Raw genomic sequence first — 25,965 nt, forward strand, 5'->3', positions numbered from 1 at the left:
AAGAACCTAAAATTGCACACTAAACCCATCAAACTGGTGAATACCCGTACCATGTGCCACTACTTTTTGCTCACGTAACTCACGAACTGCCTTTTTGACCTCTTGTAAAATAGATGGATCTAAACCCAGCGTATTATGAGAGCCATATACTTGGGTAACCCCTGGAATTTCTGTAATCTTCTCTAAGGATGCCACTAAATCAACCGGACTAGTCGAAGGGTAAAAAGCATAGATTGGAGTAACGTCATACAATAAATCACCTGTAAACAGATATCCGTTGGCATGATCAAATAGGCTGATATGACCTGGCGAATGACCTGGTGTGTGGTAAATTTCTATTTCGCGCCCACCTATGTCGAGCACATCCCCCTCTTGTAAAAGAGCCGTTGGTTTCCCTTGAAAAGGTATGTAGGTGTTAGGATCAAAGGTTTCAGGAACAGGAAGGGTGATGTCTCGACTCATATCCTTTCGAATCTGGGCAAGGGACAAGCCATTTATTCCGTTAATCAGCCAATCCTCATCCTCTTTATGAACATAGATTGTCTCGAATTGTCCGTGACTGCCAATATGATCTGCATGCACATGTGTAGTTATGACAGCGATAGGTAAATCCGTTAACTGATCCGTTATTCTTTTTATATTATCAATACCTAATCCCGTATCAATTAACGCGGCTTGTTTTTGCCCCAAGAGTAAAAAAGAATGCACCTTTTCCCAATGTCCATATTCACTGATTGCATAGGTGGTCGGATCAATTTCCGTTACTGTAAACCAACGATCTTTAATCAATTACGCTCCCCCATTCCATTTTTCCCTTACATGCTCTTCACCCTTATAATAATCCGCCTGTTCATCCGCTTGATAGATTTCTTGATAAGGCAAAATGTTGATTTTTCCAGAGTCTGGATATTCGCAAACATCTATTCCCTGATTCGTTCGGAGATCCAGATACCTGCATGGTGCATCCGTATGATTATAAAGCTGGTGCGCCCCTTCCGATCCCATTTCAAAAAATATTACATCCCCTTCCGTAACCTCCGTAAAACCCTCGGGTGTTCTTAACATCGCTTTTCCCGCTAAAATCACAAATATCTCTTCAGCATTTCTATGAAAATGATAAGGATAAGAATATTTATCAGGATCTAAAGATCTGATATCAAAAACTAAATGCTTGGAGCCCACCATTTCAGCTAATCTTTCACTCGTATGCCAAGCAAACTCTGGGATCGGGGACTGTTTTTGAGTAAATGAGACCGTATTTTCATTAAAAATCTTCACCATCTGCAACATTCCTCCTCCTTATATTTTGCGTTCAATTACAACAAATAAAGAATCCCAGCTATAGCTAATGAAATAAGACCACCTAAAGCAGACCCATTCGCTACTTTGTTTTTAGCTTTACGGTCTTGCTTAGATTCCGAATAAAAGTTACCTCTTTGTTGTGTACCTGTCGTGAAGGCTCCAACACATATACCTGAAATTATAAAAAAGCCCAAGCCTATGTAAATAAAAATTTGCATGAACTTACTCCTTTGCAGGTAAGAATTAGTTATCTATATATAAGATATTTTAACATTAAATCCCTTTACTACACGCCATGACTTTCGGACCCATATGACGCTATTTGCTTATTTTCAGGCTTTGGAGCATGGTTTCGGACTCCAGTGACGTTATTCCTAAGAATGAGGCTCATATTGAGTGTTTTTAATGCCAATAGCGACTATGGGGTCCTTTAGTATCCAAAATGTGGGATAAAGCTTCATATAAGGTCTGCTGGGTCCTATACCGGGCTCATACGCGAAATTTGCAACCTCAGCAAATGGAAATTGGCGTTCAAATGAAGTAAGGTACCAAAAAGAAGAAGAAGTGTGCCAACAACCATTTTTTGATTATGGTTATGGCACACTTCTTCTACTCCATACACCCCCTTCGGTTCTGTTTACACTTAATTCATTTCAAGTTCAAGTGTTGCCAGTGAAACCATCACCCAAGGTGCAAACTTATTCGACGAATCACCCTTAGGATTGTGTATCCGAAAAAGAAAAGCTTCCCCCGCCTGATTTTTCCAGACCATATAATCTTCTATCCCCTTATCACTGGTAGCCTGCAGATATAATTCTGCAAAACCTAGAGGATGTTCAATTAGTTCCCCGCTATGGTCGTTTGCTTTACCAATTGCAGAAAGCTCGGTTTGTCCCTGTTGCTTCAAAGCTGTGAGATCGTAACCGGCAGGCAAGTGTTCAATTTCGGCATAATAGGTTGGATCCTCAGTTAATGATAAACGACCAGACTGTGAGTCTAGTGTGAAACCCTGAAAAACATACAGGGAATATCCATCACCTTGCCCAAGTGTACCTTCTTGCCCTGAGACCCCTCCCTCCTGTTCACCAAATGCTTTGGTCTTTGGTCGATCGGATGCTAGAGGATCAGTGGCCTCCGGACTGGCGGACTCCTGCGCCTCCATAGAAGGAGTAGCAGAAGGTTCGGGAGTGGTTGTAGCTTCGACAACTGGCGTAGGCGCTGCACTTGACGCTGTAGGCTCTGCCTCGTTTGTTGTTTTATTGTTACTACATGCACCGAGAATTGAGGCAAACAGAAGAATACTAGTAGCTGTAGTTAATAATATTTTTTTCATTACGCACCTCCTTATTACTATAATAGTTATTACCCACATGACTAACGTATCCTCTTATTCTTCAAATCTTTTCTTCATTTTTATTGCTACGGATTGAAAAATTTCATTCAATCGACTCACTCTTATTGACAGCTATGGAGTTGTGCTCGAAATTCAAATTGTTCCCGGACGATTCGGGCACCTGCTATCTTAATAGGCAGACGACACATCAATTAAGTAAAAGACAAATTCCACGAAACACTTTACTTATAACATTTTCAGAAAAAAATAAAATAGCGACTCACAGCAAACGCGGGGTGGTTCTGTAAATCGCCATCCTTAATGATCTGTAACTCAGATTTGTGTCAACACTCTTTGATAAATCCTTTAAAAGTCAAAGCAATGCGAGAATATAAGCAATGTCTGTCATGACTATGTACACTCGTCTGAAGAGTTATTTTTTTGATTTATAACTTCTTACTAATAAACTTATACCTTTAAAAATCAAAACCACTAATATCCCGAAAATTATCAAAGTTAATATTAAGTTTGACCAAACTATATCCAAATTCACTCCTCCGTCTCTGCATTTAATTCTTCTATATCCCATGATATCCCATTATTTATGATAAATGAACAGCTTCTTACACGTTAAAATTGTTAATCAACAATATGCCAATTTTGATATTCACCTGTAAAACATCCTCGAATAACCTTAACCTCAGCTATTTGTGGGCATTTCGCGGGCATTTTTCGTAGACATATCATTGATGGTTACAAAACCACTATTTTGCCCAAACAAAAAAACCCTCAACACCAAAGGTGTCAAGGGTTTAAAGGTTCTAGTACAAAGTCATGTATTGGTTTCTTTCCCACTCGTGAACCTGAGTACGATAGATATCCCATTCGATTTCTTTCAGCTCGTAGAAGTGAGCCAGCGCATGTTCGCCGAGAGCTTCGGTAATTACATGGCTGCGGATCATTTCGCTTAGCGCTTCTTTCAAATCGGATGGCAAGCTCGGGATGCCTTCTTCAATACGCTCTTCCTCAGACATCACATAGATGTTACGGTCAATTGGGGCTGGAAGATCAAGCTTACGCTTAATTCCGTCTAGCCCTGCTTTCAACATAACAGCAAGTGCGAGGTATGGGTTAGCTGCCGGGTCCGGATTACGAACTTCAACACGTGTGCTAAGCCCTCTCGAAGCCGGGATACGAATCATCGGGCTACGGTTACTTGCAGACCAAGCTACGTAACAAGGTGCTTCATAACCAGGAACAAGACGTTTGTAAGAGTTCACTGTTGGGTTAGTAATCGCTGCAAAAGCACGAGCGTGCTTCAAAATACCAGCCATATAGTAACGTGCAGTTTTGCTCAGACCTAGCTTGTCACTTTCATCGTAGAACATGTTTTCTTTGCCATTAAACAAGGATTGGTGAGCGTGCATACCCGATCCGTTAATACCAAACAAAGGTTTAGGCATAAAAGTTGCATGCAAGCCGTGTTGACGGGCAACCGTCTTCACAACGAGCTTAAAGGTTTGAATTTGGTCAGCAGAAGTGATCGCGTCAGCATATTTGAAATCAATTTCATGCTGGCCGGAAGCCACTTCATGGTGGGATGCTTCGATTTCAAAGCCCATTTCTTCAAGGGTCAATACGATTTCACGACGGCAGTTTTCTCCTAAGTCCGTAGGAGCTAAGTCGAAATAACCACCTTGGTCGTTCAATTCTGTAGTTGGGTTACCTCTTTCGTCTGTTTTGAACAAGAAGAATTCAGGTTCAGGTCCAACATTCATCGCTGTAAAGCCCATTTCTTCGGCTTCCTTCAGACAACGCTTCAGGATACCACGTGGGTCTCCAGCAAATGGAGTACCATCAGGCATATACACGTCACAAATCAGACGTGCAACCCGGCTATCAGTCACCCAAGGGAAGATTACCCAAGTATCAAGGTCTGGGAAGAGATACATATCGGATTCTTCAATCCGTACATAACCTTCAATGGAGGAACCATCAAACATCATTTTGTTGTCGAGTGCTTTTTCCAATTGGCTAACCGGAATCTCTACATTCTTGATAGTACCTAACAGATCTGTAAATTGCAGACGAATGAAACGAACATTCTCTTCCTTGGCAATGCGTAAAATATCCTCTTTAGAAAAGCTCACGTGATCCTCTCCCTTTCAAAACTCTGTATATTATTATTTATTAAAAAACCGGGATAACTCACCTTGAATAAGCGATACCTGTCCCGGTCTTTTACCGGAAACTAGTTCTTGCTTCAGCAAACGGTGAAGCTGCGAATCTGATAGCTCTCTACGTCTAACCTCTGTGTCAGGGGTAATCACAGTAGCTTCTTCGGATTCCTTAGAGACTGGGTTCATTACTTGCTTGATGCCAGCAATGTTAACACCCTTTTCAATCAAGGCCTTAATTTCTAATAGGCGCTCAACATCATTAAAAGAGAACAAACGTTGATTCCCAGATGTACGTGCAGGTACGATTAGACTGTGCTGTTCATAATAACGAATTTGTCTTGCAGATAAATCAGTTAACTTCATTACAATTCCAATAGGAAATAATGCCATATTTCTGCGGATTTCATCACCCATGACTCATCCAACCTTCCAATGATCTTTTTCTGATCTCATTGTACATTTCCTAATACAGCGTGTCAATGGTGTGTAAGATTTTCTGACAGTAATTTTCGATCACGCATACTTTGGAGTGCCATCAAAACGCCATATTTGACATGGGAGTAGGTTAATCCCCCTTGCATATAGCCGATATAAGGCGCACGGATAGGCGCATCTGCCGATAACTCTAAGCTACCACCTTGTATAAACGTACCTGCCGCCATGATGACAGGATGTTCATATCCCGGCATATCCCATGGTTCTGGAACTACATGACTGTCTACCGCCGCAGCACGTTGAATTCCCTGCACGAAGGCAATTAAGTGATCCGGTCCATCAAAGGAAACCGCCTGAATCAAATCTGTACGAGGTTCATTCCACGCTGGTTTCGTCTCAAACCCGCAGCGCTGAAATACAGCTGCCGCAAAAATACTGCCTTTAAGGGCTTGTCCAACTGTATGCGGAGCCATGAACAGTCCTTGGTATAACCCGCGGGTAGTTCCTAACATTGCACCTACTTCGCCGCCGATACCAGGAGCTGTAAGACGGTACGCTGTAAGCTCTACTAGATCTCTGCGCCCACAGATGTATCCACCCGTCTCAGCAATTCCACCACCAGGATTTTTAATTAATGAACCCGCTACTAGATCCACTCCAACCTGTGGAGGCTCAAGCTCTTCAGTAAACTCACCATAGCAATTATCAACGAACACAATAACATCCGGTTTCAATGACTTCACTCTCGCTGTCATGTCACCTATTTCGGCTACTGTGAAGGAAGCACGCCAATCATAACCACGCGATCTTTGAATTCCAATTACTTTAGTCTTCTCATTGATAGAGAGAGTTACCTCTTCCCAATCAATCTTACCCTCTGCGGTAAGGGCAACCTCCCGATATGTAATTCCGAAGTCTGCGAGTGAGCCTGTCCCATCTCCTGCTTGGCCAATCACCTTGTGTAAGGTATCGTATGGACGACCTGTGATGTATAAAAGCTCGTCTCCTGGTCGCAGCACACCAAAGAGGGCTGTTGAAATGGTATGTGTTCCTGAAGCAAAATGCGGGCGCACCAAAGCTGATTCCGCACCAAAAACGTCAGCATAGACAAGATCCAGCACTTCGCGTCCACGGTCGTTGTAAGCATACCCCGTTGAACCCGCAAAATGATAATCACTGACCTGATGACGTTGAAACGCTTCTATAACCTTCCATTGATTCTTATCGACAATTCGATCAAGAGCTTTGACTGCACCTTCGATTTCAACTTCTGCGGACTCTGCCGCTCCTAAAATATCTTCTGCAAAAACTGCCATTAGTTCTTATTCGCTCCTTACATTTACTTGCCATCATAATGACAGAAAGCGACAGTTGCCTGACGCTTTTTGTCATTAGCTATTATTTTATACCTATACTACAAGCATTTCCACTTTAGGGGAACAAAGAAGATTACGGTTGGTCCACAAAATCAGCAAGCATGTAACCCCATTTATCATAATCCTCTTTATTAAGACGGACGTTATAGATAACATCGTTCTCGTCATAGGTGGTTTCCAGAACCTCACCTACTCTGTAAAGCAGGGAAGAAATATCGCCACGGTCTCCAGGAATTCGAAAATTCAGCGTATCTCCGGCCAATTCATCAGAGATAATTTCGATAATCCGGGTTAAATCCTCAGGGTTAAACGCACTGATCTTCAAAAACCCTGTGCCGGTTGGCAGCATTTCCAGTTGCTCAGGCTCACATAGATCGATTTTATTAAAAAGCACTATTTGCGGTTTGCTGGCTGCCCCTAAGTCCTGCAAAATAGTTTGCACAATCTCCATCTGCTCCTCACGCATTGGAGATGAGGCATCCACTACATGCAACACCAGATTGGCCTCATTGACTTCCTCCAGCGTTGCGCGGAAAGATGCCACAAGATCATGCGGAAGATTCTGAATGAAGCCTACAGTATCCGTAAGCACTACCTCTTTGCCACCCGTTAGCTGAAGCACACGTGAAGTAGGGTCAAGCGTAGCAAACAATTGATTTTCAATATAAACATCCGCATCCGTAAGCTGCTTAAGCAGCGTCGATTTACCAGCATTTGTGTAGCCGACTAGAGCAACCTGCACTGCCCCTGCCTTACGACGGCGTTCACGGTGCAACTCACGGGTCTTAACTACCTCATCCAACTGGCGTTTCAACTCCGTAATCCGATTGCGAATATGCCGGCGATCGGTCTCAAGCTTACTTTCACCTGGACCTCTGGTTCCTATCCCCCCGCCTAATCTGGATAAGTTTTTGCCTTGACCGGATAACCGCGGCAAAAGATAGGACAGCTGTGCCAGCTCTACTTGAATAATACCCTCTCTCGTTTTGGCCCGCCCAGCAAAAATATCCAAAATGAGCTGCGTCCGATCAATAATCTTCAGATCCAAAGACTCTTCAAGGTTCCGTACCTGCGCTCCAGATAATTCCTGATCAAAAATAGCCGTATTAGCTCCAAGACCATCAGCGGCCATGCGGAGCTCTTCTACCTTACCTTTCCCGATAAACCATTTTGAATCCGGTGTTTCCTTATTCTGACGCAACACATCCAGGACTTCAACACCTGCTGTTTCTGCTAACTGTACTAATTCCTGCAGAGAAAGCTCTGGGTCAATACCGGTACGTTTAATTTTATCTGTGACGAGAGTGACCAATATCGCCCGATCTTGAATATCCGTTTCTGTATCATGCGTAGTTATTGCCATTTATTCATGCTCCTTATGACGGTAATAGAATCTTTGTGTACCATTTAATCAGTTTTTCACTTCTTGCTGATGTTATACAGATGAAACTGTTCATTCACAGCACTTCAAAACATTTTATCATAAGTTTCATTGGTAATATAGGCTGATAATGGAACGGCTCACCATGCTGTCAGCATTTTCATTATGATAATCTTCAATCTTTTATAAAAGATAAACCGACTAAGCACGTATAAACTTAGCCGGTGTCAATTTATTTAAGAGATTATACTCTCCCCTTTTGGATAATCATCGACCGGAAGAACAAGGTCTCTCGGTAAGATCTCCATCAAAGATTGCTTGGATATTTTGACATGTCTGCTTATTAATCTAACCGCTTGATGGCGAATTGCCTGCTCGAGGATATTGCGTACATACCGCGCATTACTAAAATTTTCTTCAATAATTTTCTCATTAAGGATTAACTCTTTTAGTTTCCCGTTTGTTTCCGGAGTAATTATATAGTCTCTTTCAGCTGCCATTTTATGTGCAATCAATATCAGTTCATCTGTTGTATAGTCCTGAAAATCAAGTTGAATTGGAAAACGTGAGGGAAGTCCGGTATTAGCCTCCATGAACATCTCCATTTCATTTGGATAACCCGCTAAGATAATGATGAGATCATCATTCCTGTCCTCCATAACCTTTACAAGACAGTCGATTGCCTCTTTCCCAAAATCTTTATCTCCGCCTCTAGCCAAGCTATAAGCCTCGTCAATGAATAATACGCCACCCATAGCCTTCTTAACAAGGTCTCTGGTCTTTTGAGCTGTATGCCCTATGTATTCCCCCACTAAATCCGCTCTCTCTACTTCGATTAATTGACCTTTACTTAATATGCCCATATTCTTTAACAGCTTGGCAACGATTCTTGCTACAGTTGTTTTTCCAGTCCCGGGGTTGCCTTTAAACAGCATATGATAAACCTGATTAACTACATTTAACCCCAGTTCTTGTCTCATTTTTTCCACTTGGATAAGCGCATGAATTTCATATATAAGATCCTTCACCTTTTCAAGACCGATAAGCTCATGAAGCTCTTGCAGGATTTCTTTTGTAGATTCTAAATGATTATTTTGAGCCAGCGCGCTCTCCAATGTTTCATTCGTAATATTTGTTGGGTCTTGATTTTTGAAAGTTATATTCATTCTGGAATCATTAATGGTTATCTTTCTTAAATTTTCTTCACCCATTGTAATCACCTCGTTAGAGCATTATATGCAATAACTGAATGACATCATGCACTTGTTTTAAAGAATGGGGTTTCGACATTGGATTCCCTGCTATACCTCGCATCTTCTACGATGGTACACGAGGATAGAATGACCGAAATACATAAAAGCCATAAGCAAACGCTTATTTTTTTATCATTTTACACTCCCATTATTTTTGATATACAAATAACAAATAGCCCCCAGTTAGAGTTTAATCCATTTGGGGGCTGGCTTTTCTAATCAAGTCTCTTCCGGAATAGGAGGCGTTATTAGAAGATTCTGATATTCGGGAACAATTACAGGAACAACTGCTGGATTTTCCATTTCGTATAGGCTAGAATTTCACGCGACTTATGCCTTGTCATCGACAGAACAGTGGATTCTGTAAGTCCCAGTTCAGGATTCACATAACCGAGCTCGTCCGCGATTTCGTGTGAACGCCATCCATGATATGTATGCGTAATAATAATTGCTGAAGACAATCCCTCACTTGTCATAATTGCTTTGCTATACAGAAGATTCTCGTAAGTGCTGGTAGCTTTATTTTCAACAGAAATGGCGCTATCCGGAACTCCATGAGCTACTAAATAATTACGCATGCCTTGACCTTCGGTATATTTAAGATCAGGTTTATCCAAACCTCCAGAAACTATGAAATGCGAGAACATCCCCTCTTGATAAAGCTTAAGCCCGTAATCCAATCGTTCCTTCAATCCCGGGCTAGGTTCATCTCCCCACATCGACATGCCAAGAATGATCCCTGTATCGGCTTTGAGCATAGGATCTGTCGTTGCGGCTTTATTGATATTCCTCAATGCGTACGCACACCACAACAATCCAACTACAACAATAAGCATTAAAGCAATAAGCAACGTTCGTTTAGACCAAATTCGGCGTTTTTTGGGAACAATCCGAATCGGGGAAGAGTCTCTTCCATAAACGTACCATTCCATCTTTATTTCCTCCTGAATTCTCCATGATGAAATAATTCGGCACGATGTTTCAAAGAGAGAGAGAAATAAGGGAAAGCATGAGCATCGATGCCACGTAAAATAGTATGGGCAGTCTCCCAGGCTAGCTTATAATCGCTTTCTGAGATATCTTGCCTCTCCAGTGCTTCCTCCAGTTCATCCTCATCGAGCAAAAACACCTCGCCGTTCCAAAGTACTACCACGTCCAGATACAAATCGTCAAACCAAGGCACACCTTGGTCAGTGACGCCTTGCACCTTACAGGTGTCTATGTACCATTGAACAATATTTTGTTTTTCGTCGAACATAGCCGTCACAATATAGTGACTGTCTTTCGGAAAATATTGCAGCCAGGAATAACCTTTATCTGCAATACGATATGTATGTCGTCCATAGCTCTTCCACAGTGGTTCTTTCAGCCCGTAGATGGTATAAAGCGTAATATATCCGCTGAATTCCCGGCTCTCCACATAGCGGCAGGCAAAATGGCGACGCGTAATCCGGCGCCAGTTGGCCCGGTCTCCGAATTTACGTTTCATAGAAATTACCCTCTCCAGTATGGTCTATTCAGCTTAACACATTTAGAGGATACACTCAAAATATCCCGCAAAATACAAGAAATTTTTCTTCTAAACCTAACAAAAACGGCAGCCTAGCTTCGCTTTTTAAATAAAGCGAAGCTGGGCTGCCATGGATAAAGCTTATTATTTGAAATTCAAACTCGTTTATTGAGCGGAAGAATCTCCGTTCACAAACCCCGCCTCTGGATCAGGGTTTGTGGACACATTCCCGCTCTCATCGCCGGAACCTTCTCCACCGATAGTGGGTTCTGGAGTTGGAGTCGGCACTGGTGTTGGCGGTGGCGGGGTGATTTCAGGGATCGTCCCTGTACCTCCGTCATTTCCGCCACCCTCGTTGCCGCCTCCGTTATTGCCACCATTTCCATTCTCTCCGTTGTTGCCACCTTCCTCTGGGGTCGGGGTCGGAAGATTAGGATCTATGGTTGGTTCAGGGGTTGGCATTTCATCCTGCACGGATACACTAACCACATTGGATGGTTCGCTCTCCACTTTCAGCGCAGGGTCATAAGAAGTTACATAATACTCGTAAACCAAACCAGGCAGTGCACTAAAATCCCCTGCGCTGGTAGTCACTGTATTTAACAGTGAGCCAAACTCAGCTTCCGATGTCTCTCTACGATAAATACGATACTCAACTCCGGAAATAGGAACTGCCTCCCAATTGAGATTTACAGTCATCGTAGAAGGATCATATGCTGCTGATAGTCCAGTAACGGTCTGAGCTGTTTCTGGTGTTTCTGTAGGCTCAGGGGCAATCTCGTTATCGATCTGCGGGAAGGATTTCTTAGGAACATCCTTCAGCGCTTCCTCCATGACCTTACCCCAGAAAGCAGCGGCAAGCGGACTGCTGTTCTTAAGCAGATGCTTTTTACTTGGCTTGTCATAACCCATCCAGACTGCTGCTGTCCATTCCGGCGTGTAGCCTACAAACCACACATCACGGTTCGAGCTGATTCCAGAATATCCACTTTGCGTCGTACCGGTCTTACCGGCCACAGGACGGTCAATCCTAGCTTTTCTACCCGTACCGCTCTCCACGACCTTCTGCATCATCTCAGTCATTTGATAAGCCGTTTCCTTACTCATCACACGCTCAGGCGTTGTATTCGCTTTGTAGACCGTCTCACCACTGCTGTCAGAGATGGATTTAATGGAATAAGCCTCTCTTAGTTCGCCGCCATTTGCAAAAGCGCTGTAGGCTTGCGCCATTTCCAGCGTATTGGTTCCTTTGCTCATGCCTCCAAGAGCCAGCGAGAGGTTCTTATCCTCGTCTTCCAATCCAATGCCTAGTTTCTTGGCAAATTTAAATCCGGTATTCACACCAATTTCATTGAGCAGCCAAACAGCAGGAATATTCTCTGATTTCTGAATGGCATCACTCATGTTGATGCTCTTAGAATATCCGTGCAGGTTGGTTGGACAATAGTTCGCGAAACATTGCTTCTCATTGCTTAGCGTTGAATTCATGGTGAATTTCCCAGATTCCAGCGCTGGAGCATAAGAGACAATTGGTTTGAAAGCAGAACCTGGAGAACGACGGCTGCCAGTTACACGACTGTAGCCTTTTTTCTCATAATTCCGTCCGCCAAGGAGTGCGACAATGCTGCCATTCTCCTGATTCACAATCGTCATTGAGCCTTGTACCAGCTCTTCATCTACACTCTTTTCAAAATTATCACTATCTGCAAAAGCATCTTCAACCGTTTCTTGAGCATGCTTATCCATGGTAGTGTAAATTTTGTATCCGCCGATATTCAGATCATCTTCTGACAATCCAAATTTTTCTTCCGCCTCATCTACTGCAAAATCAATAAATGCTTGATAACGCTGTTTCTTTTCTGGCGGCTTATAGTTATAATCTACGGCTTTTGCTTCGTCTCTTTCCTGCTCCGTTATGTACCCTTGCTCATACATAAGCTGAAGCACTACTGCGCGCCGTTCCTTCGAAAGATCTGGGTTACGCAGCGGGTTGTAACGAGACGGGCCTTTTGGCATCGCCGCCAATGTCGCGATTTCCCAGACCTTAAGCTGACTCAAATCACTTTTACCAAAATATCTTACTGATGCTGCTTTAATTCCGTAAATTGTACCCCCGAAGTTAATCCGGTTCAGATACATCGTAATGATCTCTTCTTTAGATTTCTGATTCTCAAGGGCTACGGCAATAGACACTTCAGTTGCTTTACGGAAAAACGTCTTGTCCCGTGTCAGGAAGATGTTTTTGGCGAGCTGTTGAGTAATGGTACTACCGCCCTCTACCATACTTCGTGCGGCGATATCCTTTACTGCTGCCCGGCCAATCGACCATAAATCCACACCAGAATGTTCGAAGAAACGTTTATCCTCTGTGGCTACAAAAGCATTAACCAATAACGGTGGAATTTCTTCATACTCTACTGGATCACTTTTCTCCAGTGATAATTCGCCGATTAAATTAGCATTGCGGTCATATACCTTAGTAGTTTCATTCACTGTTAGCTTATCTTGGTTCTCAAGCAGAAGCTTTTGACCATTTAGCATAATGAACAGATATCCACCTAATGCACAAAAAATGGCTAATGCCGTAGCGAAGAACAAGCTCCACAGCACACGCTTCTTCGTCAAAAATTTCTTTTTCTTTTTTGGTTTTGATTTTGGTTTTGATTTGGAACTGGACGATCCTCTATCTCTATTGTGATTCGTCCTGGATGTATCGTCTCTAGACATAATGCCTCCTGACTCCCTTTCGGAAATAAACATAAATGGTCTGCCATGAATGAAAAGAACAACCTTCACAGGTTGCTCTCTCACACTCTATTCAAACGATTTATAAACAAGAAAGGTTTCAATTCATTTTTGATAAATATTATTCTTCACTACTGCTGTCTTGCATCAGTGATACACTACGCTGTGGTGTGAACGTGGAAATTGCGTGTTTATACACCATTTGCTGGCGTCCATCACTGTCAATGACGATTGTAAAATTGTCGAATGCTTTAATTATTCCCCGGATTTGAAAACCGTTGGTCAGATATACCGTAGCAGGGATATTTTCTTTGCGTAGTTGGTTCAAGAATGTATCTTGGATGTTAATGGACTTGTTCATATGACGTACCCCCAATGGTTCAATTAGATTGTTCAGAAGTATATTCAAGACCTGAGAGAAACTTTCCTGCTATTATACCACGTATTTTTGAGAAATTCTCAGAAAAGTTTTGTTCACCTTCGACATCGATCCACTCGATTTCCTTCATGTGGCGAAACCATGACAACTGTCTTTTGGCGAATCGGCGAGTATCGCGTTTAAGCAGTATCACAGCTTCTTCCAGCGTCAGTTCTCCCGCCAGGTAAGCGGCAATTTCCTTGTAACCCAATCCCTGCATGGACACAAGGCTTCTGCTGTAACCGTTATCCAGCAGTCCCTTCACCTCAGCAACGAGACCATCCGCCAGCATGCTATCAATTCGGTCCTCAATACGTTTATATAGTATTTTCCGGTCCATTGTCAAACCTATGAGACATAAGTCATAGGGTGATTCCTTCTTTTGAGCAGCATGAGAAGCGGAAAGTGTAGTGTTTGTCTGGTGTTGAATTTCCAGTGCACGGATAATTCTGCGACGGTCGTTAGGATGAAGTTTGGCTGCGCTGACTGGATCAACCGCCTCGAGTCTGGCATGCAGTGCAAGCGCTCCATATTCTTCCGCAAATTGATCCTGCTCTTTACGGAAAGCTTCATCAGCCACTGCTTCCGAGAACTGAAAGCCGTAACATAAAGACTCAATATACAGTCCAGTCCCCCCTACGATAAAGGGAAGCTTCCCTCTAGCGCTTATCTCCTCGATAAGTCTAGTGCCCTGCTCTTGAAATTCAGCGGCAGAATACGCATCCTGCGGATCATGAATATCGATCAGGTGATGGGGAATTCCCTTCATTTCAGCGGGTGTAATCTTAGCTGTACCAATATCCATACCACAATAAACCTGCATCGAATCGCCGGAAATAATCTCAGCGTTATAAGCTGCTGCCAGCTCCAGACTTAACCGGGTTTTGCCTACGGCAGTTGGTCCTAACAGCACTAGAACCTTATGCCTTTCTTTAGTTGTCAATGTGTATCACCCCGTACGATGTTTTGGAGTTGCTTCGGAGCAGCTCAGTAAACCCTAGGCGTTCAAATTCGCCACTCAAAGCCTTTTCTTTTAAAAGAACAGTCTTACGGGCGACCCTAACCGCCTCTGCTACACTCTCTGTCGATAAGGCTGCACGGTTAGCGAATTGCCGCAGCGGGGAAATCGAGGCAGAACCCGTCAGAGGCACGCGAAACATAGGATCGAAGTAGACAATATCCACACTTCGATCTGGTTGAGACCGTAAATAATCCAAATGTTCACTATGCACGACATTAACTCTGCGTAAAGCCTCATTGACCTTTACTTGCCCAGAGGTGTAATGAGACATCCCTTCACTGAGCAGTGCGTACAGCGGTAATGAGCTCTCCAAAGCGGTAACCTCCGAGGACTCACCACCATGCACAGCAAACAGTAAGGAGTCGGCTCCTAATCCGGCTGTACAATCCAATACGCTATCTCCGGGAAGCATTCGAGCAGCAACAAGCATCGGCTCGATCTCACCCTTTAGGATTCGTTTAGCGCGAACGAAGCCCATGCTTGGATGAAACTCCATAGGCTCCATTCCTAAGCGGTGTAGTCGAACAGCGTCCTGAGATAGAATCAGAATATCCTCATCTCCGTAATGTTCAACCATCCTTGTAATTGAGAGTTTCTCACGTGAAGCATAACTACAACCCGTTCTCTCCGCAAGGCTTTGCGCGCGTTCTACTATTTCCATTATCGGGCTATACCCCGTAGTTATAATCATGGTGCCTCCAGTCTTGCTCTCAACAAATTTCAAAAAATGTATAATTACATAACCCGCTTGAACAATTTCTCTAAATCATAGGATGAAAAAGAGATCACAATCGGCCGTCCATGTGGGCAAGTATACGGTTGCTTGCACTCTGCAAGTCGGGATAACAGAGCTTCCACTTCCTGTTCTGTTAGTTTATGGTTGGCCTTAATCGAGGCTTTACATGAACACAGAATCGATGACTTTTCTCGTAGCTTCGCAAGATCAATCATACGCTCACTTAAGACCCACTCCGCCATTTCTTCAACGACCGCCTTCTCATCCCCTTCAGGAAACCAATAGGGCAAGGAACGAACGAGAAAGGTCTGTCCGCCAAAGTGCTCAAGGTATACCCCGGCCTGCTGAAACCAATGTAGACGTTCACTAAGCTGGCGACTTTCAGAAGGCGTGAACTCCAGCGTAATCGGCAGTAGCAGCTCCTGTGAGGCATCCTCCGGCCGACCAAATTTCTCATAGAAGTATTCGTAATTAATTCGTTCATGTGCCGCATGCTGATCGATTAAATAAAGCCCTCCATCATTCTGAGCAATAATATACGTCCCATGATGCTGACCTATATAATTAAGCTCAGGAAAGGCCGGAAGTCCAGGCTCTTCTTGTTGTGGTGGAGCCCATAGCTTCTCAACCGAAAGGAGCTGCTTCTGCGACATTGAGGTTTCTTGCGGGCGATAGCTATTGGAATAACTAGTATTCGCACTAGTTTGGCGCCCCTGCGAAGATGAAGACGGATAGCCTGACCCGTAAGCTGGAGCCACCTCGCGAGCCACCTGATGATCCGCCTGACCTTCCTTGCTAAAATCACGGGAATTACGGTCAAGGCTCGATGACTGTAGTCCACTTAAGAAGTTGGCAGATCCCGTGGGAGCTGTATCCTTCACATCACCAGTCGAAGATGACGGTGGAACGGCCCCTTTGGAAAAAGCAAATTGCTCCTGGATAAAGGAGCTGCTGCCCTTGGGTCCGATTGTTTCCTTGCTTGGACGTGGAATCAGACTTTGCCCCAGCAGTATTTTGCGGATCTCCTGCTCAACAAAGGTGTAAAGCTCATTCTCTTTACTAAATCGAACCTCCAGTTTTGCTGGATGTACATTGACATCTACCAAAGAGGGGTGCATATCCAGTTCAAGAACTAATAGCGGATAACGGTTAATCGGAAGCAAGGTATGATAAGCGCGCATGATTGCTGCGTTCAGACCATTACTGCGAATATAACGTCCACCGACAATAGTAGTGATTGCATTTCGATTGGAACGAGTCCATTCTGGACGACTAATATATCCGGAAATCCGGTAATCCAAGTCTTCTGCCGTAATCGGCAGCATTGCTTTGGCGGCATTGGTTCCGTAAACAGCTGCGATGACCTGCAGCAGATCACCATTTCCGAGCGTATGCAGCAGCTGATTGCCATTATGATGCAAGGTAAAAGAGATCCCCGGATGAGCGAGCGCCATGCGGTACATGGCATCTGAGATATGGCCCAGCTCCGTCTGAATACTCTTCATATATTTCAGCCTTGCCGGCGTATTAAAAAATAATTCACGAACGGCAAGATCACTTCCCCGGCCGGAAGGAGCGTCCTCATTTCGTATGAGATTGCCACCCTCAATGTCTACTAGGCGCCCTTTGCCGTCATCGGCAGTTGCAGTTAGAAGCGATACCTTGGATACCGCGGCAATACTGGGAAGTGCCTCTCCGCGGAAGCCTAAGCTTGTGATTTGAAATAGATCACGGCCATTCAGAATTTTACTTGTAGCATGCCGGTAAAAGGCGGTCTCACAATCTTCAGGATCAATCCCAGAGCCATTATCTTTAACGCGGATGCTCTGCAAGCCCCCCTCTTCTACCGATACCTCAATTCTTGTACTGCCAGCGTCAATCGCATTCTCGACAAGCTCCTTTACAACAGAAGCTGGCCGCTCTACTACTTCACCCGCAGCAATCTGGTTGGCAATATGCTCGTCCAATATATGAATTTTGGCCATTTCATTCACCTCTTATTTAGGCAATCAATTATTATAAAATCTTTATTGCAGATCCTTAACCTTCATCTTCAGCTCGTTCAACAGACTCATCGCCTGCAGCGGCGTCATATTCATAAGATCAGCGTCACGCACAGAAGAAATGAACTCTTTTAGCGCGGGATTCTCATGGATTTCAGTTACCGCTACTTGATGTGCACTACCTTTGCGGTTCTTGCGTGGTTCTTCCTCACCAAAGATAGACAACTGAACAACCTCATTTTCTACAGGTGCCTCAGTGATGACACTTACGGCTTGCGCCACGGAAGATGTGCTAGCAACTTCTCTTACAGCCGCCTGTCTTTCGAGGCTTCCCCCGTAATGAAGTTCAGTACCACCAGGATGGGCTGCCTGCTCAATGCTCTGTAAGAGACCATAAGCTCGGTCAATAATCCCTTCAGGAAGACCCGCAAGACGTGCACAATAGATCCCATAGCTGCTGTCAGCCGCTCCAGGAACTAGCTTGCGCAGGAAGTTTACTTTATCGCCGCTCTCTTGAACAGCCATAGAGTAATTCCGAAGTCCTTTAAGACTCCCTTCCAAATGAGCCAATTCATGAAAATGCGTCGAAACTAGAGCTTTGCAAGAAATAACATCATGTACATATTCAATAACCGCCTGAGCGATGGCCATACCTTCACTGGTCGAGGTACCTCTTCCCAGCTCATCAATAATAATCAAGCTGCGAGCTGTTGCTTTCTCTGTCATAACCTGGATGTCAGCCATTTCCACCATAAATGTACTTTGACCACCGATCAAATCATCAGCTGCTCCAATACGAGTAAAGATCCGGTCTATAAGCGGAACTTCAGCACTGTTTGCTGGAACAAAACATCCAATCTGAGCCATGATGCAGATCAGCGCCACCTGACGCATGTAGGTGCTTTTGCCCGCCATATTAGGACCTGTAATTAGAAGAATGTTACCTGCTTCCTTACTCAGCGTGCTTCCATTTGCAATAAACGCGGAATCTTTAAGCACCGCCTCCACAACGGGATGACGGCCCCCTTCAAGCCGAAGATCATAACCATCCGAAAGGACTGGCTTCACAAAACGATGTTCGGCACTAACTGCCGCCAAGCATTGATACACATCAATCTCGGCAACCTTTTCTGCAAGATTTTGCAGGCGGGGGATTTGCCCGCTGATGCGATCACGCAGCTCGGTAAAGAGGCTGTATTCCAAATCCGTCATTTTATCCTGAGCTTCAAGAATTAGTGCTTCCTTCTCTTTAAGCTCAGGTGTGACAAAACGCTCTGCGTTAGCAAGCGTCTGTTTGCGTTCATAACGTCCTTCCGGCAATGCAGCCAGATTGGATTTGGTGATCTCTATGAAATAACCGAAGATTTTGTTATAGCCGATCTTCAGTGACTTAATGCCAGTGGCCTGTCTTTCCTTAGCCTCCAGTTCAGCGATCCAACGTTTACCGTTACTGCTAGCTTCCCTAAGCTCGTCCAAACGTTCATGATAACCGGAACGGATAATTCCACCGTCGCGCACAGACACCGGGGCATCCTCGACGATTGCACGGTCAATGTCCTCTCGCAGCTCGGCGCATTCATCCATGCTTGCACCGATCTCTCGTAAAGTAGCTGAACCGGAGGTCATACATAATTCCTTCAATGCAGGAATTTGCGCCAGCGATAATTTCAGGGCATTCATATCACGGCCATTGGCGCTGCCAAAAGCAATACGACCCACCAACCGCTCCAAATCATAAATTTCTTTAAGCGCTAAACGCAGGTCCTCGCGAACGATAAACTGATTGTACAAATAATCGACAGCCTCTAGGCGCCGTTCGATCGGAGCTCGCTGCAATAGCGGCTTATCAATTCTACGGCGCAACAGACGGGCGCCCATCGACGTTTCCGTTCGATCCAGCAGCCAGAGCAAGGATCCTTTTTTGGAGCGTTCGCGAACCGTTTCGGTTAGTTCAAGGTTCCGGCGTGTAAATGGATCTAGAATCATATAATTGCCTGGTTCATAAGGAGAAATCTGACTAAGCTGCCCTAACGAACGCCGCTGGGTCTCATTCAGATAAGAGATCAGAAGCGCCAGACATTGTCCACGTTCCTTCTCTAGACGTACCCATGCCGCTTCACCGAACTGACGACGTGCCAGCTCCTCCTCGCGTTTCTCCCAAGGGGTGTAAACTACAGGTTTGGCTAACAGCGGCGTTTCGCTTCGCAGAATCTCCAACAGTGCAGCGTCTCCGATGATCTCAGCCGGTTCATAGATGCCAATCTCATCACGCAGCCATTCGGCTCCAGATAATACCGAAGTAACATATAGCTCACCAGTTGTTAAATCGCAGGCAGCTAATGCCATCATTCCGTCACTTTCGGTAACGCAAACGAGGTAGTTGTTGCTCTTGTCAGCAATGATTTTTCCATCCATCACGGTTCCTGGTGTCACGACGCGTACAATATCCCGCTTCACCATGCCTTTCGTGACTGAAGCATCCTCTAACTGCTCACAAATGGCGACTTTATATCCTTTTTCTATCAGGCGTTGAATATATCCCTCGGCGGCGTGGTAAGGCACTCCACACATAGGGATTTTCTCCTCGCCCCCGCCTTCGCGGCCTGTCAACGTAATCTCAAGCTCCTTGGAAGCCAAAATGGCATCTTCAAAGAACATTTCATAGAAATCGCCCAGTCTAAAAAATAGGAAGGCATCCTTAGCCCCTTCCTTTACCTTTAAATATTGCTCTATCATCGGCGTATATTGTGCCATGGTCAACCTCCATGCCTATTTAATGCTGTCCCCCATTATAACAGAAAATTGGTGGACAAAGTTACCCTGAAACCTCACATTAGTACAACGAAAGACTAGAATACTTATCAGACAAACACTTACAGGAGGTATATTCTTCTGCTTTTAAATATTGTAAAATATTAACACAGAGCATCAGCCCATATGAAAATCAAAGGAGAATACAATATGATACGAAAGCTAACGAAGGATGATCAAGAGCTGCTGATGGCATTGCTGCGGAAAGAGCCGGCGCTTAATTTATTTATCATTGGCGATGTGGAGAATTTTGGGTTTGAACAGGATTTCATGGATTTGTGGGGAGAGATTGATCCAGCTGACGGGCGGATAAAAGCCGTTCTGCTGCGCTTCTATAGAAGCTACCTTCCTTATGCAGATGGCCCTTTTGATGTCGAGGGGTTCGCTGAGATTATCCGAAAGGATAATGACATGCATATGATCTCCGGAGCCTCAGAGGTGGTGAAGGCTTTTGACGGGGAAATTAATTTCAAACAAGTAAAACAGCTGTATTTTGCTGAATTAAAAGATATGAACAATAAAATAAGTGAGTCCTTCTCTTCAGCTGAGCCTATCAAAAAAGCTACAGTTCAGGATGTAGAAGCGATTTGCGCACTCACCGATACCATTGAAGAATTTGAAAGCAGCCGGAATGGTTCAAGAACCAGCCTGCGTAAAACGCTGGAAAGCAACACCGGCCGCACGTATTATATGGAACGGGAAGATAAGGTCATTGTCACAGCTTCAACATCAGCGGAAAATTCCATGTCAGCGATGATTGTCGGGGTTGCCACACATCAAGCATTCAGAGAGCAAGGCCTTGCTTCGCGCGTAATGGCACAGCTATGTGCAGACCTGCTTCATGAAGGAAAGTCATTATGCCTCTTTTATGACAACCCACATGCCGGAGTTATTTATAAACGACTTGGCTTTCAAGATATCGGTTCATGGACCATCGTTAACATGTAGACCAAATAGTAAAATATCACACTTTTACTTTGCTGCACCATAACTCACGTATATCACGCGACTCATCCCACGTCCGCTCAGCGGCAATATATTCGAATAAAGGCTCGATATAGGGGGCGGCAATCTCGTAGCCGCCTAGGGAACGCAGCTGCGCCAGCAATGGGGGGATTGCGGCGCGCAGCGGAGGTTTATCGCCGCTGTAGTAGGCGATATGCAGGTCTTCCCGGTCGAGCGGGCGTTGCGTCAGGTCCTCATAATGGCTCACGATTAGGTGGGCCAAATAGACCGCGCCTTTAGCGATGACCGGGGATACCAGGAAGCTCGGCAAGGTCCGGTACTCGAAGCCGCCATGCGGCTGAGTCCGGAAATCGCCGAGCACGCCGTATCGGGGACGACGCGCCCCTGCGCGGACGTCTTCGAGCAGAAGCATGGGCAGCGCGAGATAGTTATCGAGCGCGCGCAGCAGCGGCGCCGTCAGCGTCACGCCGCTGAAGTGCAGATGGCCGCCGAGGGCCCAGCCCGTCAGCGGCATGCCTCCCGCCCGCCAGCGCAGCGAGCGGTCGGCGATGAGCCGGTCCGCCAGCGCCGCGGCGGACATCAGCTGCGCCAGCAGTGCGCGCGGTTCCCCGCGCGGCTGAGGGCGCAGCTCGGCGACCGGGAACGCGCCGCGCGTTCCCGGAGGTCCGGCGTCGCAGCCAGCGACGCCGTCCGTGGGCAGGTACCGCGACGCAGGCACGACGCGGCCGGTGGATTCCCGGAGGATGATGAACTCCGGGTCCATACCCATCAGCAAGCCGCTGCGGCCCGGCTGCTCCAGAGCCAGCTCTCGTTCCAGCGCTAACGCTGCGGAACGATAAGGCTCGGGCAATCGTTGCCCGGAGGTCTTTACTAGTGGAGTGACTCCCTCCACCACATACCTCCGGTTCCCCATTGCCCTCAGCAGGACCTCACCGCTATCCAGCCCCAAGCTGTACAGCGTGCGGACAGCAATCCGCTGGAGCAATTTCATCACCCCGCGAAGCTCTCCCCGCACTCGGCCTCCCGTGGTATTGCTCTCGGCATTAGCAAAGCTCACAGCTTCGCTATAATTATCGGTGGCCGCACGCATTCCAAGACCCGCTCCAAGCAAAGAGATGTGGAGCACAGTCAAATGATAAACCAATATCTTATAACACTGCCTGTGCCCCTTCTCAGTAGCGTGTGAAGCATATGTATCGACAAAACGTTTTACAGATGGCGTCAGCGTTGCTTCAACTCCGCTTCTAAGCAATCTAGACTCTCTCTCTGCCACAGACAATTCTGAATACACCTTAAGACCTTCATTCATACTCTTTAGCGCCTCCATCCGAGCGTGAACCTTTTTTCATCCTAAAAATAAATAAAAAAAAGGAGGGCATTCGCCCTCTACGCCGCCGCACTCCCTACATATAATGGACCATAACCCATTGATACTCAGTTAACGGCGGCGTATCCTTCCTTACAGCTCATCATCCAGATTGTCAGGGTCCAGATCATCGTAATCGAAGCTATCACCTTCAAAATCATAATCCTTGTCTTCTGGATCATCACTTTGCTCAGTGACATACACACGGACTTTGGTCTCAGCCACCAACTCCACTTCGAATTCGCGCTCTACGCGAAGTGTCACACTGCCTCCGCCTGGCGATACGCCCGCTTCTACACAGTTGGGTTCCTGCGTTGCCTCCGCAGAGACCTCAACTGTTGAAGTGCGGTGTCTCGTGTCCAGGTAGGAAAGCGGGATGAGCTCCACATAAGAGACTGTTTCCTTTGCTACCTCGGTCTGCTTGTTCTTGTCGTACGAGTACCAGATGTTTACATCATAAGTACCAATTACTTCGATTCCGTTCCCGGCGGCAACCGCTTCGTATTGGTGGTTGATAATCCAAGCCCCCAAAATACTAGTCGGATGATGTGGCGGAGTCACGGTATGGGTTGCTGTAGAGAACTTACGACCTTTGCCGCAAATTGCCTTCGTAATGATCTCCCTTGTTTGACGTTTATGGCTTAATGACATCTTTGAACCTCCTCCATACAATCATTCACTATCAAGTGTATGCAGGTTCTAGGCATTTGTTGATTGTTAGACTATAAATAAATTTGAGTAAGCCCTCAAGAAGGCTTTTTCAGGAGACTCATAGTTCATTTTATTTCAAAATTTGTACATATATGAGTAGATTCCAAAAATGGTCCAACCTGTTCCAGAGCCATTCCTGACCCCTCAAAAAACCTTAAAACACCAGCTATTGCGGGATTACCCGCACAATTCCAAGCGATCTATGTTTGCTTAAGTCAATAAAATCCTCATCAATATTCACCAGTGGCCGCAAAGGGTCTGTAGCAAGAATCATAACAATTTTTCCTTTTCGCCCATCTGTCAATTCCACTTCGTTCCCTAGCATTGACTGCATTAACTTATTAATAAACACTCTGCAAATATAAGGGTCGAGCTTACCGAACACACTCTCCTCCATTTGCAGTAATACTTCGTATAAAGGAGCCGCTTTGCGATAAAAACGGTCGGAGGTCATCGCGTGAAACACATCAGCCACAGCAACGATTTTACTGAAATCAGTAATCCGGTTCCCAAGCACACCAAATGGATAACCACTGCCGTCCATTCTTTCATGATGCTGTAAGGCTACTAGCGCTTGGGTATGGTTTGTGCCTACCGTATCCCTGATCATCTCATACCCAAAGGTCGTATGCTTTTTCATCAGCTGAAACTCTTCGTCGGATAATGGACCGGGCTTGGTTAATATGTCATCCGGGATTCTCATTTTGCCGATATCATGAAGAGTCGCTGCAATGGTCAACATGCTCAAATCCTCAGACTTTAGCTTCAGCCATTTGCCTAGCAAGGTAGATATTATGCCCACGGCTACATTATGTCTGTATGTATAATCATCTTTGGTCTGCAAAGCAGCCAATACTCCGTAGAAGTCATTCTTTTCGCTTACCTGCTGGATAAACGGAATCACTTCATTTCTAACTTCCAGCATAGGAATTCTTTTATTTTTGTTATGACGAATCTGTTCAAAAATATTCTCAATCGCAGCTGTACAATCATCAATTGCAAGCTGGAAAAATTCCGCGCTATCCAGCTGGACGACGTCATGAGATTCCAGAGTGATCTTATGTTGTCGAATTAATCTAATATGTTCAGCACTCAATAAAGTCAATGCGGGTAAAACAAATACTCCTTTGTCATTAAAGAGGTTAGCTACAAGTTGTTTTCCGATAAATGATTCCATATCTTTGTCCATACGCCTCACCTGCCAATGCGGAAAATTCGTATATGAATTTCCTGCTTGAATTTGAACTCACCCTATAATTGTTAATCCCTTTCGGAGATCAACTTTTAGTTCATACATATTTTATCGTGATTTCAGGGGCGAATGTTAATACTTCACTTTATTAAAGCCTAATTTTAAGCTTTTTTCCGGGTGAGCAAACGTTTCTCAGGCTTATAGCTGACCGGTATTTTATGGCGTTTCGCAATTTTCAAATAAAGTGCCAATTCTCTGCAAAGCTGCAGAATCGCTGATCGCACTTCGAATTCCTCACGTGTCTCCGGCAAATCCATGCTTTCAAATTCTTGTTCAAGCTCTTCCAGCAAATGTTCCGTGCGGCCTGTATATTCTTCAGCCAAAACATCTCCGCTAAGCTGGTCGAACAATTCAGCTACCATCTCTCCATGCGGTAAATGGCGATATACTTGAGAAATCAGCTGCATCATGCTTTGAATCGATTCCAGCTGCTCCTTACGCATATAGAAATAGACATTCCAAGCTTCATCAGGATGAATCACATGATTCTCCATCTCACGAGTAGCGGCAGTCAGTCCCCGCTGCACTGCATTATCCGCATCAATTAATTCTTTGCCATCCCACATATACGCAGGTTCACGCAAAGTACGGGCCATCTGAGTAAAAATAACTGAAAAGTATCGATCCACTTCCTTGCGGATTCCATAAATAACTCCCCCGGTCTGTGGCATGTAAATCAAGTTAACCACCCCCGCTGAACCGAGACCTATGGCCAGAAGCTCTACTTGCTGCAACAACACATGAAGCGATAACTCAGCTTGTCCAAAAACACGAAACACAATAACAGAGCTAGTGACAATCCCTTCCTTGTAGCCAGACTTCACAATCATCGGAAAGCCAACCAGAACGTATAATCCAAGCACCCAGTAATGAAACCCTAATATCCAAAATAAAATACACCCAAAAAAGAGTCCCACGAGCGAGGCCAAAAAACGCGCCGTTATCGTCCGGAAACTCCTTTTCAAGGTAACCTCCACACCCAAAATGGCTAAAAGCCCTGCACTTTGTGCATTGGGTATGCCTACTGCAGACGCGAGAAGAACGGACATTAACGTCGCAGCAGCTGTTTTAATCACACGAAATCCCATAACCCTATCTCTCCTTAAAAGCACTAACCGTTAATAGGTAAAGATATAGACATGTTACAAGATTTTGTGTACGGACAC

The 25,965-nt window shown here is 45.0% G+C and carries 22 protein-coding genes; 1 reads left to right on the forward strand and 21 read right to left on the reverse strand.

Features of this window, described 5'->3' with window-relative positions:
- Nucleotides 1–6 precede the first annotated feature (6 nt).
- From NYE35_RS17950 to mutS, 17 genes are all read right to left on the reverse strand, one after another.
- Nucleotides 7–789: an MBL fold metallo-hydrolase gene (locus tag NYE35_RS17950; RefSeq protein WP_341121811.1), complete on the reverse strand. Its 783-nt coding sequence runs from the start codon at nucleotides 787–789 to the stop codon at nucleotides 7–9.
- Nucleotides 790–1,281 (reverse strand): cupin domain-containing protein, encoded by a 492-nt coding sequence (locus NYE35_RS17955; protein ID WP_341121812.1) that lies wholly within the window; start codon nucleotides 1,279–1,281, stop codon nucleotides 790–792. It abuts the gene before it with no gap.
- 35 nt (nucleotides 1,282–1,316) lie between these two features.
- On the reverse strand, nucleotides 1,317–1,520 hold the full coding sequence (locus NYE35_RS17960) for a DUF5316 domain-containing protein (protein WP_036687728.1): 204 nt from the start codon (nucleotides 1,518–1,520) through the stop codon (nucleotides 1,317–1,319).
- A 425-nt stretch (nucleotides 1,521–1,945) separates the two neighbouring features.
- The gene (locus tag NYE35_RS17965; protein ID WP_339210062.1) at nucleotides 1,946–2,635 is read right to left on the reverse strand and encodes a hypothetical protein; all 690 of its coding nucleotides are present in this window, start codon (nucleotides 2,633–2,635) and stop codon (nucleotides 1,946–1,948) included.
- Between the two features lie 821 nt (nucleotides 2,636–3,456).
- Nucleotides 3,457–4,785 carry a type I glutamate--ammonia ligase gene (gene glnA / locus NYE35_RS17970; RefSeq protein ID WP_036687730.1) on the reverse strand — a complete coding sequence of 443 codons (1,329 nt, stop codon included), beginning with the start codon at nucleotides 4,783–4,785 and terminating at the stop codon, nucleotides 3,457–3,459.
- A 33-nt stretch (nucleotides 4,786–4,818) separates the two neighbouring features.
- Complete coding sequence (locus NYE35_RS17975; protein WP_019910684.1) at nucleotides 4,819–5,229, reverse strand: MerR family transcriptional regulator; 411 nt, start codon at nucleotides 5,227–5,229, stop codon at nucleotides 4,819–4,821.
- A 62-nt stretch (nucleotides 5,230–5,291) separates the two neighbouring features.
- On the reverse strand, nucleotides 5,292–6,566 hold the full coding sequence (locus NYE35_RS17980) for a methionine gamma-lyase family protein (RefSeq protein WP_036687732.1): 1,275 nt from the start codon (nucleotides 6,564–6,566) through the stop codon (nucleotides 5,292–5,294).
- Between the two features lie 133 nt (nucleotides 6,567–6,699).
- The gene (hflX, locus tag NYE35_RS17985) at nucleotides 6,700–7,989 is read right to left on the reverse strand and encodes a GTPase HflX (protein ID WP_036687733.1); all 1,290 of its coding nucleotides are present in this window, start codon (nucleotides 7,987–7,989) and stop codon (nucleotides 6,700–6,702) included.
- A gap of 254 nt (nucleotides 7,990–8,243) precedes the next feature.
- Complete coding sequence (locus tag NYE35_RS17990; protein WP_036687736.1) at nucleotides 8,244–9,218, reverse strand: AAA family ATPase; 975 nt, start codon at nucleotides 9,216–9,218, stop codon at nucleotides 8,244–8,246.
- 317 nt (nucleotides 9,219–9,535) lie between these two features.
- Entirely contained in the window at nucleotides 9,536–10,192 is a 657-nt protein-coding gene (locus NYE35_RS17995; protein WP_036687738.1) for a YdcF family protein, read from the reverse strand.
- A 2-nt stretch (nucleotides 10,193–10,194) separates the two neighbouring features.
- Nucleotides 10,195–10,749: a DUF402 domain-containing protein gene (locus NYE35_RS18000; protein ID WP_036687739.1), complete on the reverse strand. Its 555-nt coding sequence runs from the start codon at nucleotides 10,747–10,749 to the stop codon at nucleotides 10,195–10,197.
- 186 nt (nucleotides 10,750–10,935) lie between these two features.
- Complete coding sequence (locus NYE35_RS18005; protein ID WP_036687740.1) at nucleotides 10,936–13,497, reverse strand: transglycosylase domain-containing protein; 2,562 nt, start codon at nucleotides 13,495–13,497, stop codon at nucleotides 10,936–10,938.
- Between the two features lie 139 nt (nucleotides 13,498–13,636).
- The gene (hfq, locus tag NYE35_RS18010; protein WP_036687741.1) at nucleotides 13,637–13,876 is read right to left on the reverse strand and encodes an RNA chaperone Hfq; all 240 of its coding nucleotides are present in this window, start codon (nucleotides 13,874–13,876) and stop codon (nucleotides 13,637–13,639) included.
- Between the two features lie 19 nt (nucleotides 13,877–13,895).
- Entirely contained in the window at nucleotides 13,896–14,876 is a 981-nt protein-coding gene (gene miaA / locus NYE35_RS18015; RefSeq protein ID WP_063829841.1) for a tRNA (adenosine(37)-N6)-dimethylallyltransferase MiaA, read from the reverse strand.
- Entirely contained in the window at nucleotides 14,866–15,645 is a 780-nt protein-coding gene (locus tag NYE35_RS18020; protein ID WP_036687743.1) for a class I SAM-dependent methyltransferase, read from the reverse strand. The genes miaA and NYE35_RS18020 overlap by 11 nt, the downstream gene beginning before the upstream one ends.
- A 44-nt stretch (nucleotides 15,646–15,689) precedes the next feature.
- Nucleotides 15,690–17,675, reverse strand: coding sequence for a DNA mismatch repair endonuclease MutL (mutL, locus tag NYE35_RS18025; protein WP_076213474.1), 1,986 nt, complete (start codon nucleotides 17,673–17,675; stop codon nucleotides 15,690–15,692).
- Between the two features lie 42 nt (nucleotides 17,676–17,717).
- Nucleotides 17,718–20,447 carry a DNA mismatch repair protein MutS gene (mutS, locus tag NYE35_RS18030; RefSeq protein ID WP_076213472.1) on the reverse strand — a complete coding sequence of 910 codons (2,730 nt, stop codon included), beginning with the start codon at nucleotides 20,445–20,447 and terminating at the stop codon, nucleotides 17,718–17,720.
- Between the two features lie 207 nt (nucleotides 20,448–20,654).
- On the opposite strand from mutS, the gene NYE35_RS18035 reads away from it, so the two are divergent.
- Entirely contained in the window at nucleotides 20,655–21,452 is a 798-nt protein-coding gene (locus NYE35_RS18035) for a GNAT family N-acetyltransferase (protein WP_038571594.1), read from the forward strand.
- A 16-nt stretch (nucleotides 21,453–21,468) separates the two neighbouring features.
- Here NYE35_RS18035 and NYE35_RS18040 read toward each other — a convergent pair whose 3' ends face one another.
- The 4 genes from NYE35_RS18040 to NYE35_RS18055 form a co-directional block, all read right to left on the reverse strand.
- A complete protein-coding gene (locus tag NYE35_RS18040) occupies nucleotides 21,469–22,779 on the reverse strand; it encodes a putative amidoligase domain-containing protein (RefSeq protein ID WP_341121815.1) in 1,311 nt (436 codons plus the stop codon).
- Nucleotides 22,780–22,929: 150 nt separating this feature from the next.
- Complete coding sequence (locus NYE35_RS18045) at nucleotides 22,930–23,487, reverse strand: outer spore coat protein CotE (protein WP_036687755.1); 558 nt, start codon at nucleotides 23,485–23,487, stop codon at nucleotides 22,930–22,932.
- 226 nt (nucleotides 23,488–23,713) lie between these two features.
- The gene (locus tag NYE35_RS18050; protein ID WP_051491532.1) at nucleotides 23,714–24,736 is read right to left on the reverse strand and encodes an HD-GYP domain-containing protein; all 1,023 of its coding nucleotides are present in this window, start codon (nucleotides 24,734–24,736) and stop codon (nucleotides 23,714–23,716) included.
- Nucleotides 24,737–24,900: 164 nt separating this feature from the next.
- Nucleotides 24,901–25,887: an aromatic acid exporter family protein gene (locus NYE35_RS18055; RefSeq protein WP_036687757.1), complete on the reverse strand. Its 987-nt coding sequence runs from the start codon at nucleotides 25,885–25,887 to the stop codon at nucleotides 24,901–24,903.
- Nucleotides 25,888–25,965: the final 78 nt, after the last annotated feature.

The sequence above is a fragment of the Paenibacillus sp. FSL L8-0494 genome (assembly GCF_038003695.1).
GTDB lineage: Bacteria > Bacillota > Bacilli > Paenibacillales > Paenibacillaceae > Paenibacillus_AQ > Paenibacillus_AQ odorifer.

Bases quoted from the DNA above. Each gene is read 5' to 3' on its own strand.
- NYE35_RS18050 (WP_051491532.1), bottom strand. From the start codon at position 24,736: ATGGACAAAGATATGGAATCATTTATCGGAAAACAACTTGTAGCTAAC.
- NYE35_RS17955 (WP_341121812.1), bottom strand. From the start codon at position 1,281: ATGGTGAAGATTTTTAATGAAAATACGGTCTCATTTACTCAAAAACAG.
- NYE35_RS18055 (WP_036687757.1), bottom strand. From the start codon at position 25,887: ATGGGATTTCGTGTGATTAAAACAGCTGCTGCGACGTTAATGTCCGTT.
- NYE35_RS17975 (WP_019910684.1), bottom strand. From the start codon at position 5,229: ATGGGTGATGAAATCCGCAGAAATATGGCATTATTTCCTATTGGAATT.
- mutS (WP_076213472.1), bottom strand. From the start codon at position 20,447: ATGGCACAATATACGCCGATGATAGAGCAATATTTAAAGGTAAAGGAA.
- NYE35_RS17965 (WP_339210062.1), bottom strand. From the start codon at position 2,635: ATGAAAAAAATATTATTAACTACAGCTACTAGTATTCTTCTGTTTGCC.
- NYE35_RS18000 (WP_036687739.1), bottom strand. From the start codon at position 10,749: ATGAAACGTAAATTCGGAGACCGGGCCAACTGGCGCCGGATTACGCGT.
- mutL (WP_076213474.1), bottom strand. From the start codon at position 17,675: ATGGCCAAAATTCATATATTGGACGAGCATATTGCCAACCAGATTGCT.
- NYE35_RS18045 (WP_036687755.1), bottom strand. From the start codon at position 23,487: ATGTCATTAAGCCATAAACGTCAAACAAGGGAGATCATTACGAAGGCA.
- NYE35_RS18040 (WP_341121815.1), bottom strand. From the start codon at position 22,779: ATGAATGAAGGTCTTAAGGTGTATTCAGAATTGTCTGTGGCAGAGAGA.
- hflX (WP_036687733.1), bottom strand. From the start codon at position 7,989: ATGGCAATAACTACGCATGATACAGAAACGGATATTCAAGATCGGGCG.
- NYE35_RS18020 (WP_036687743.1), bottom strand. From the start codon at position 15,645: ATGATTATAACTACGGGGTATAGCCCGATAATGGAAATAGTAGAACGC.
- NYE35_RS17980 (WP_036687732.1), bottom strand. From the start codon at position 6,566: ATGGCAGTTTTTGCAGAAGATATTTTAGGAGCGGCAGAGTCCGCAGAA.
- NYE35_RS17995 (WP_036687738.1), bottom strand. From the start codon at position 10,192: ATGGAATGGTACGTTTATGGAAGAGACTCTTCCCCGATTCGGATTGTT.
- NYE35_RS17990 (WP_036687736.1), bottom strand. From the start codon at position 9,218: ATGGGTGAAGAAAATTTAAGAAAGATAACCATTAATGATTCCAGAATG.
- NYE35_RS18035 (WP_038571594.1), top strand. From the start codon at position 20,655: ATGATACGAAAGCTAACGAAGGATGATCAAGAGCTGCTGATGGCATTG.
- hfq (WP_036687741.1), bottom strand. From the start codon at position 13,876: ATGAACAAGTCCATTAACATCCAAGATACATTCTTGAACCAACTACGC.
- NYE35_RS17960 (WP_036687728.1), bottom strand. From the start codon at position 1,520: ATGCAAATTTTTATTTACATAGGCTTGGGCTTTTTTATAATTTCAGGT.
- NYE35_RS18005 (WP_036687740.1), bottom strand. From the start codon at position 13,497: ATGTCTAGAGACGATACATCCAGGACGAATCACAATAGAGATAGAGGA.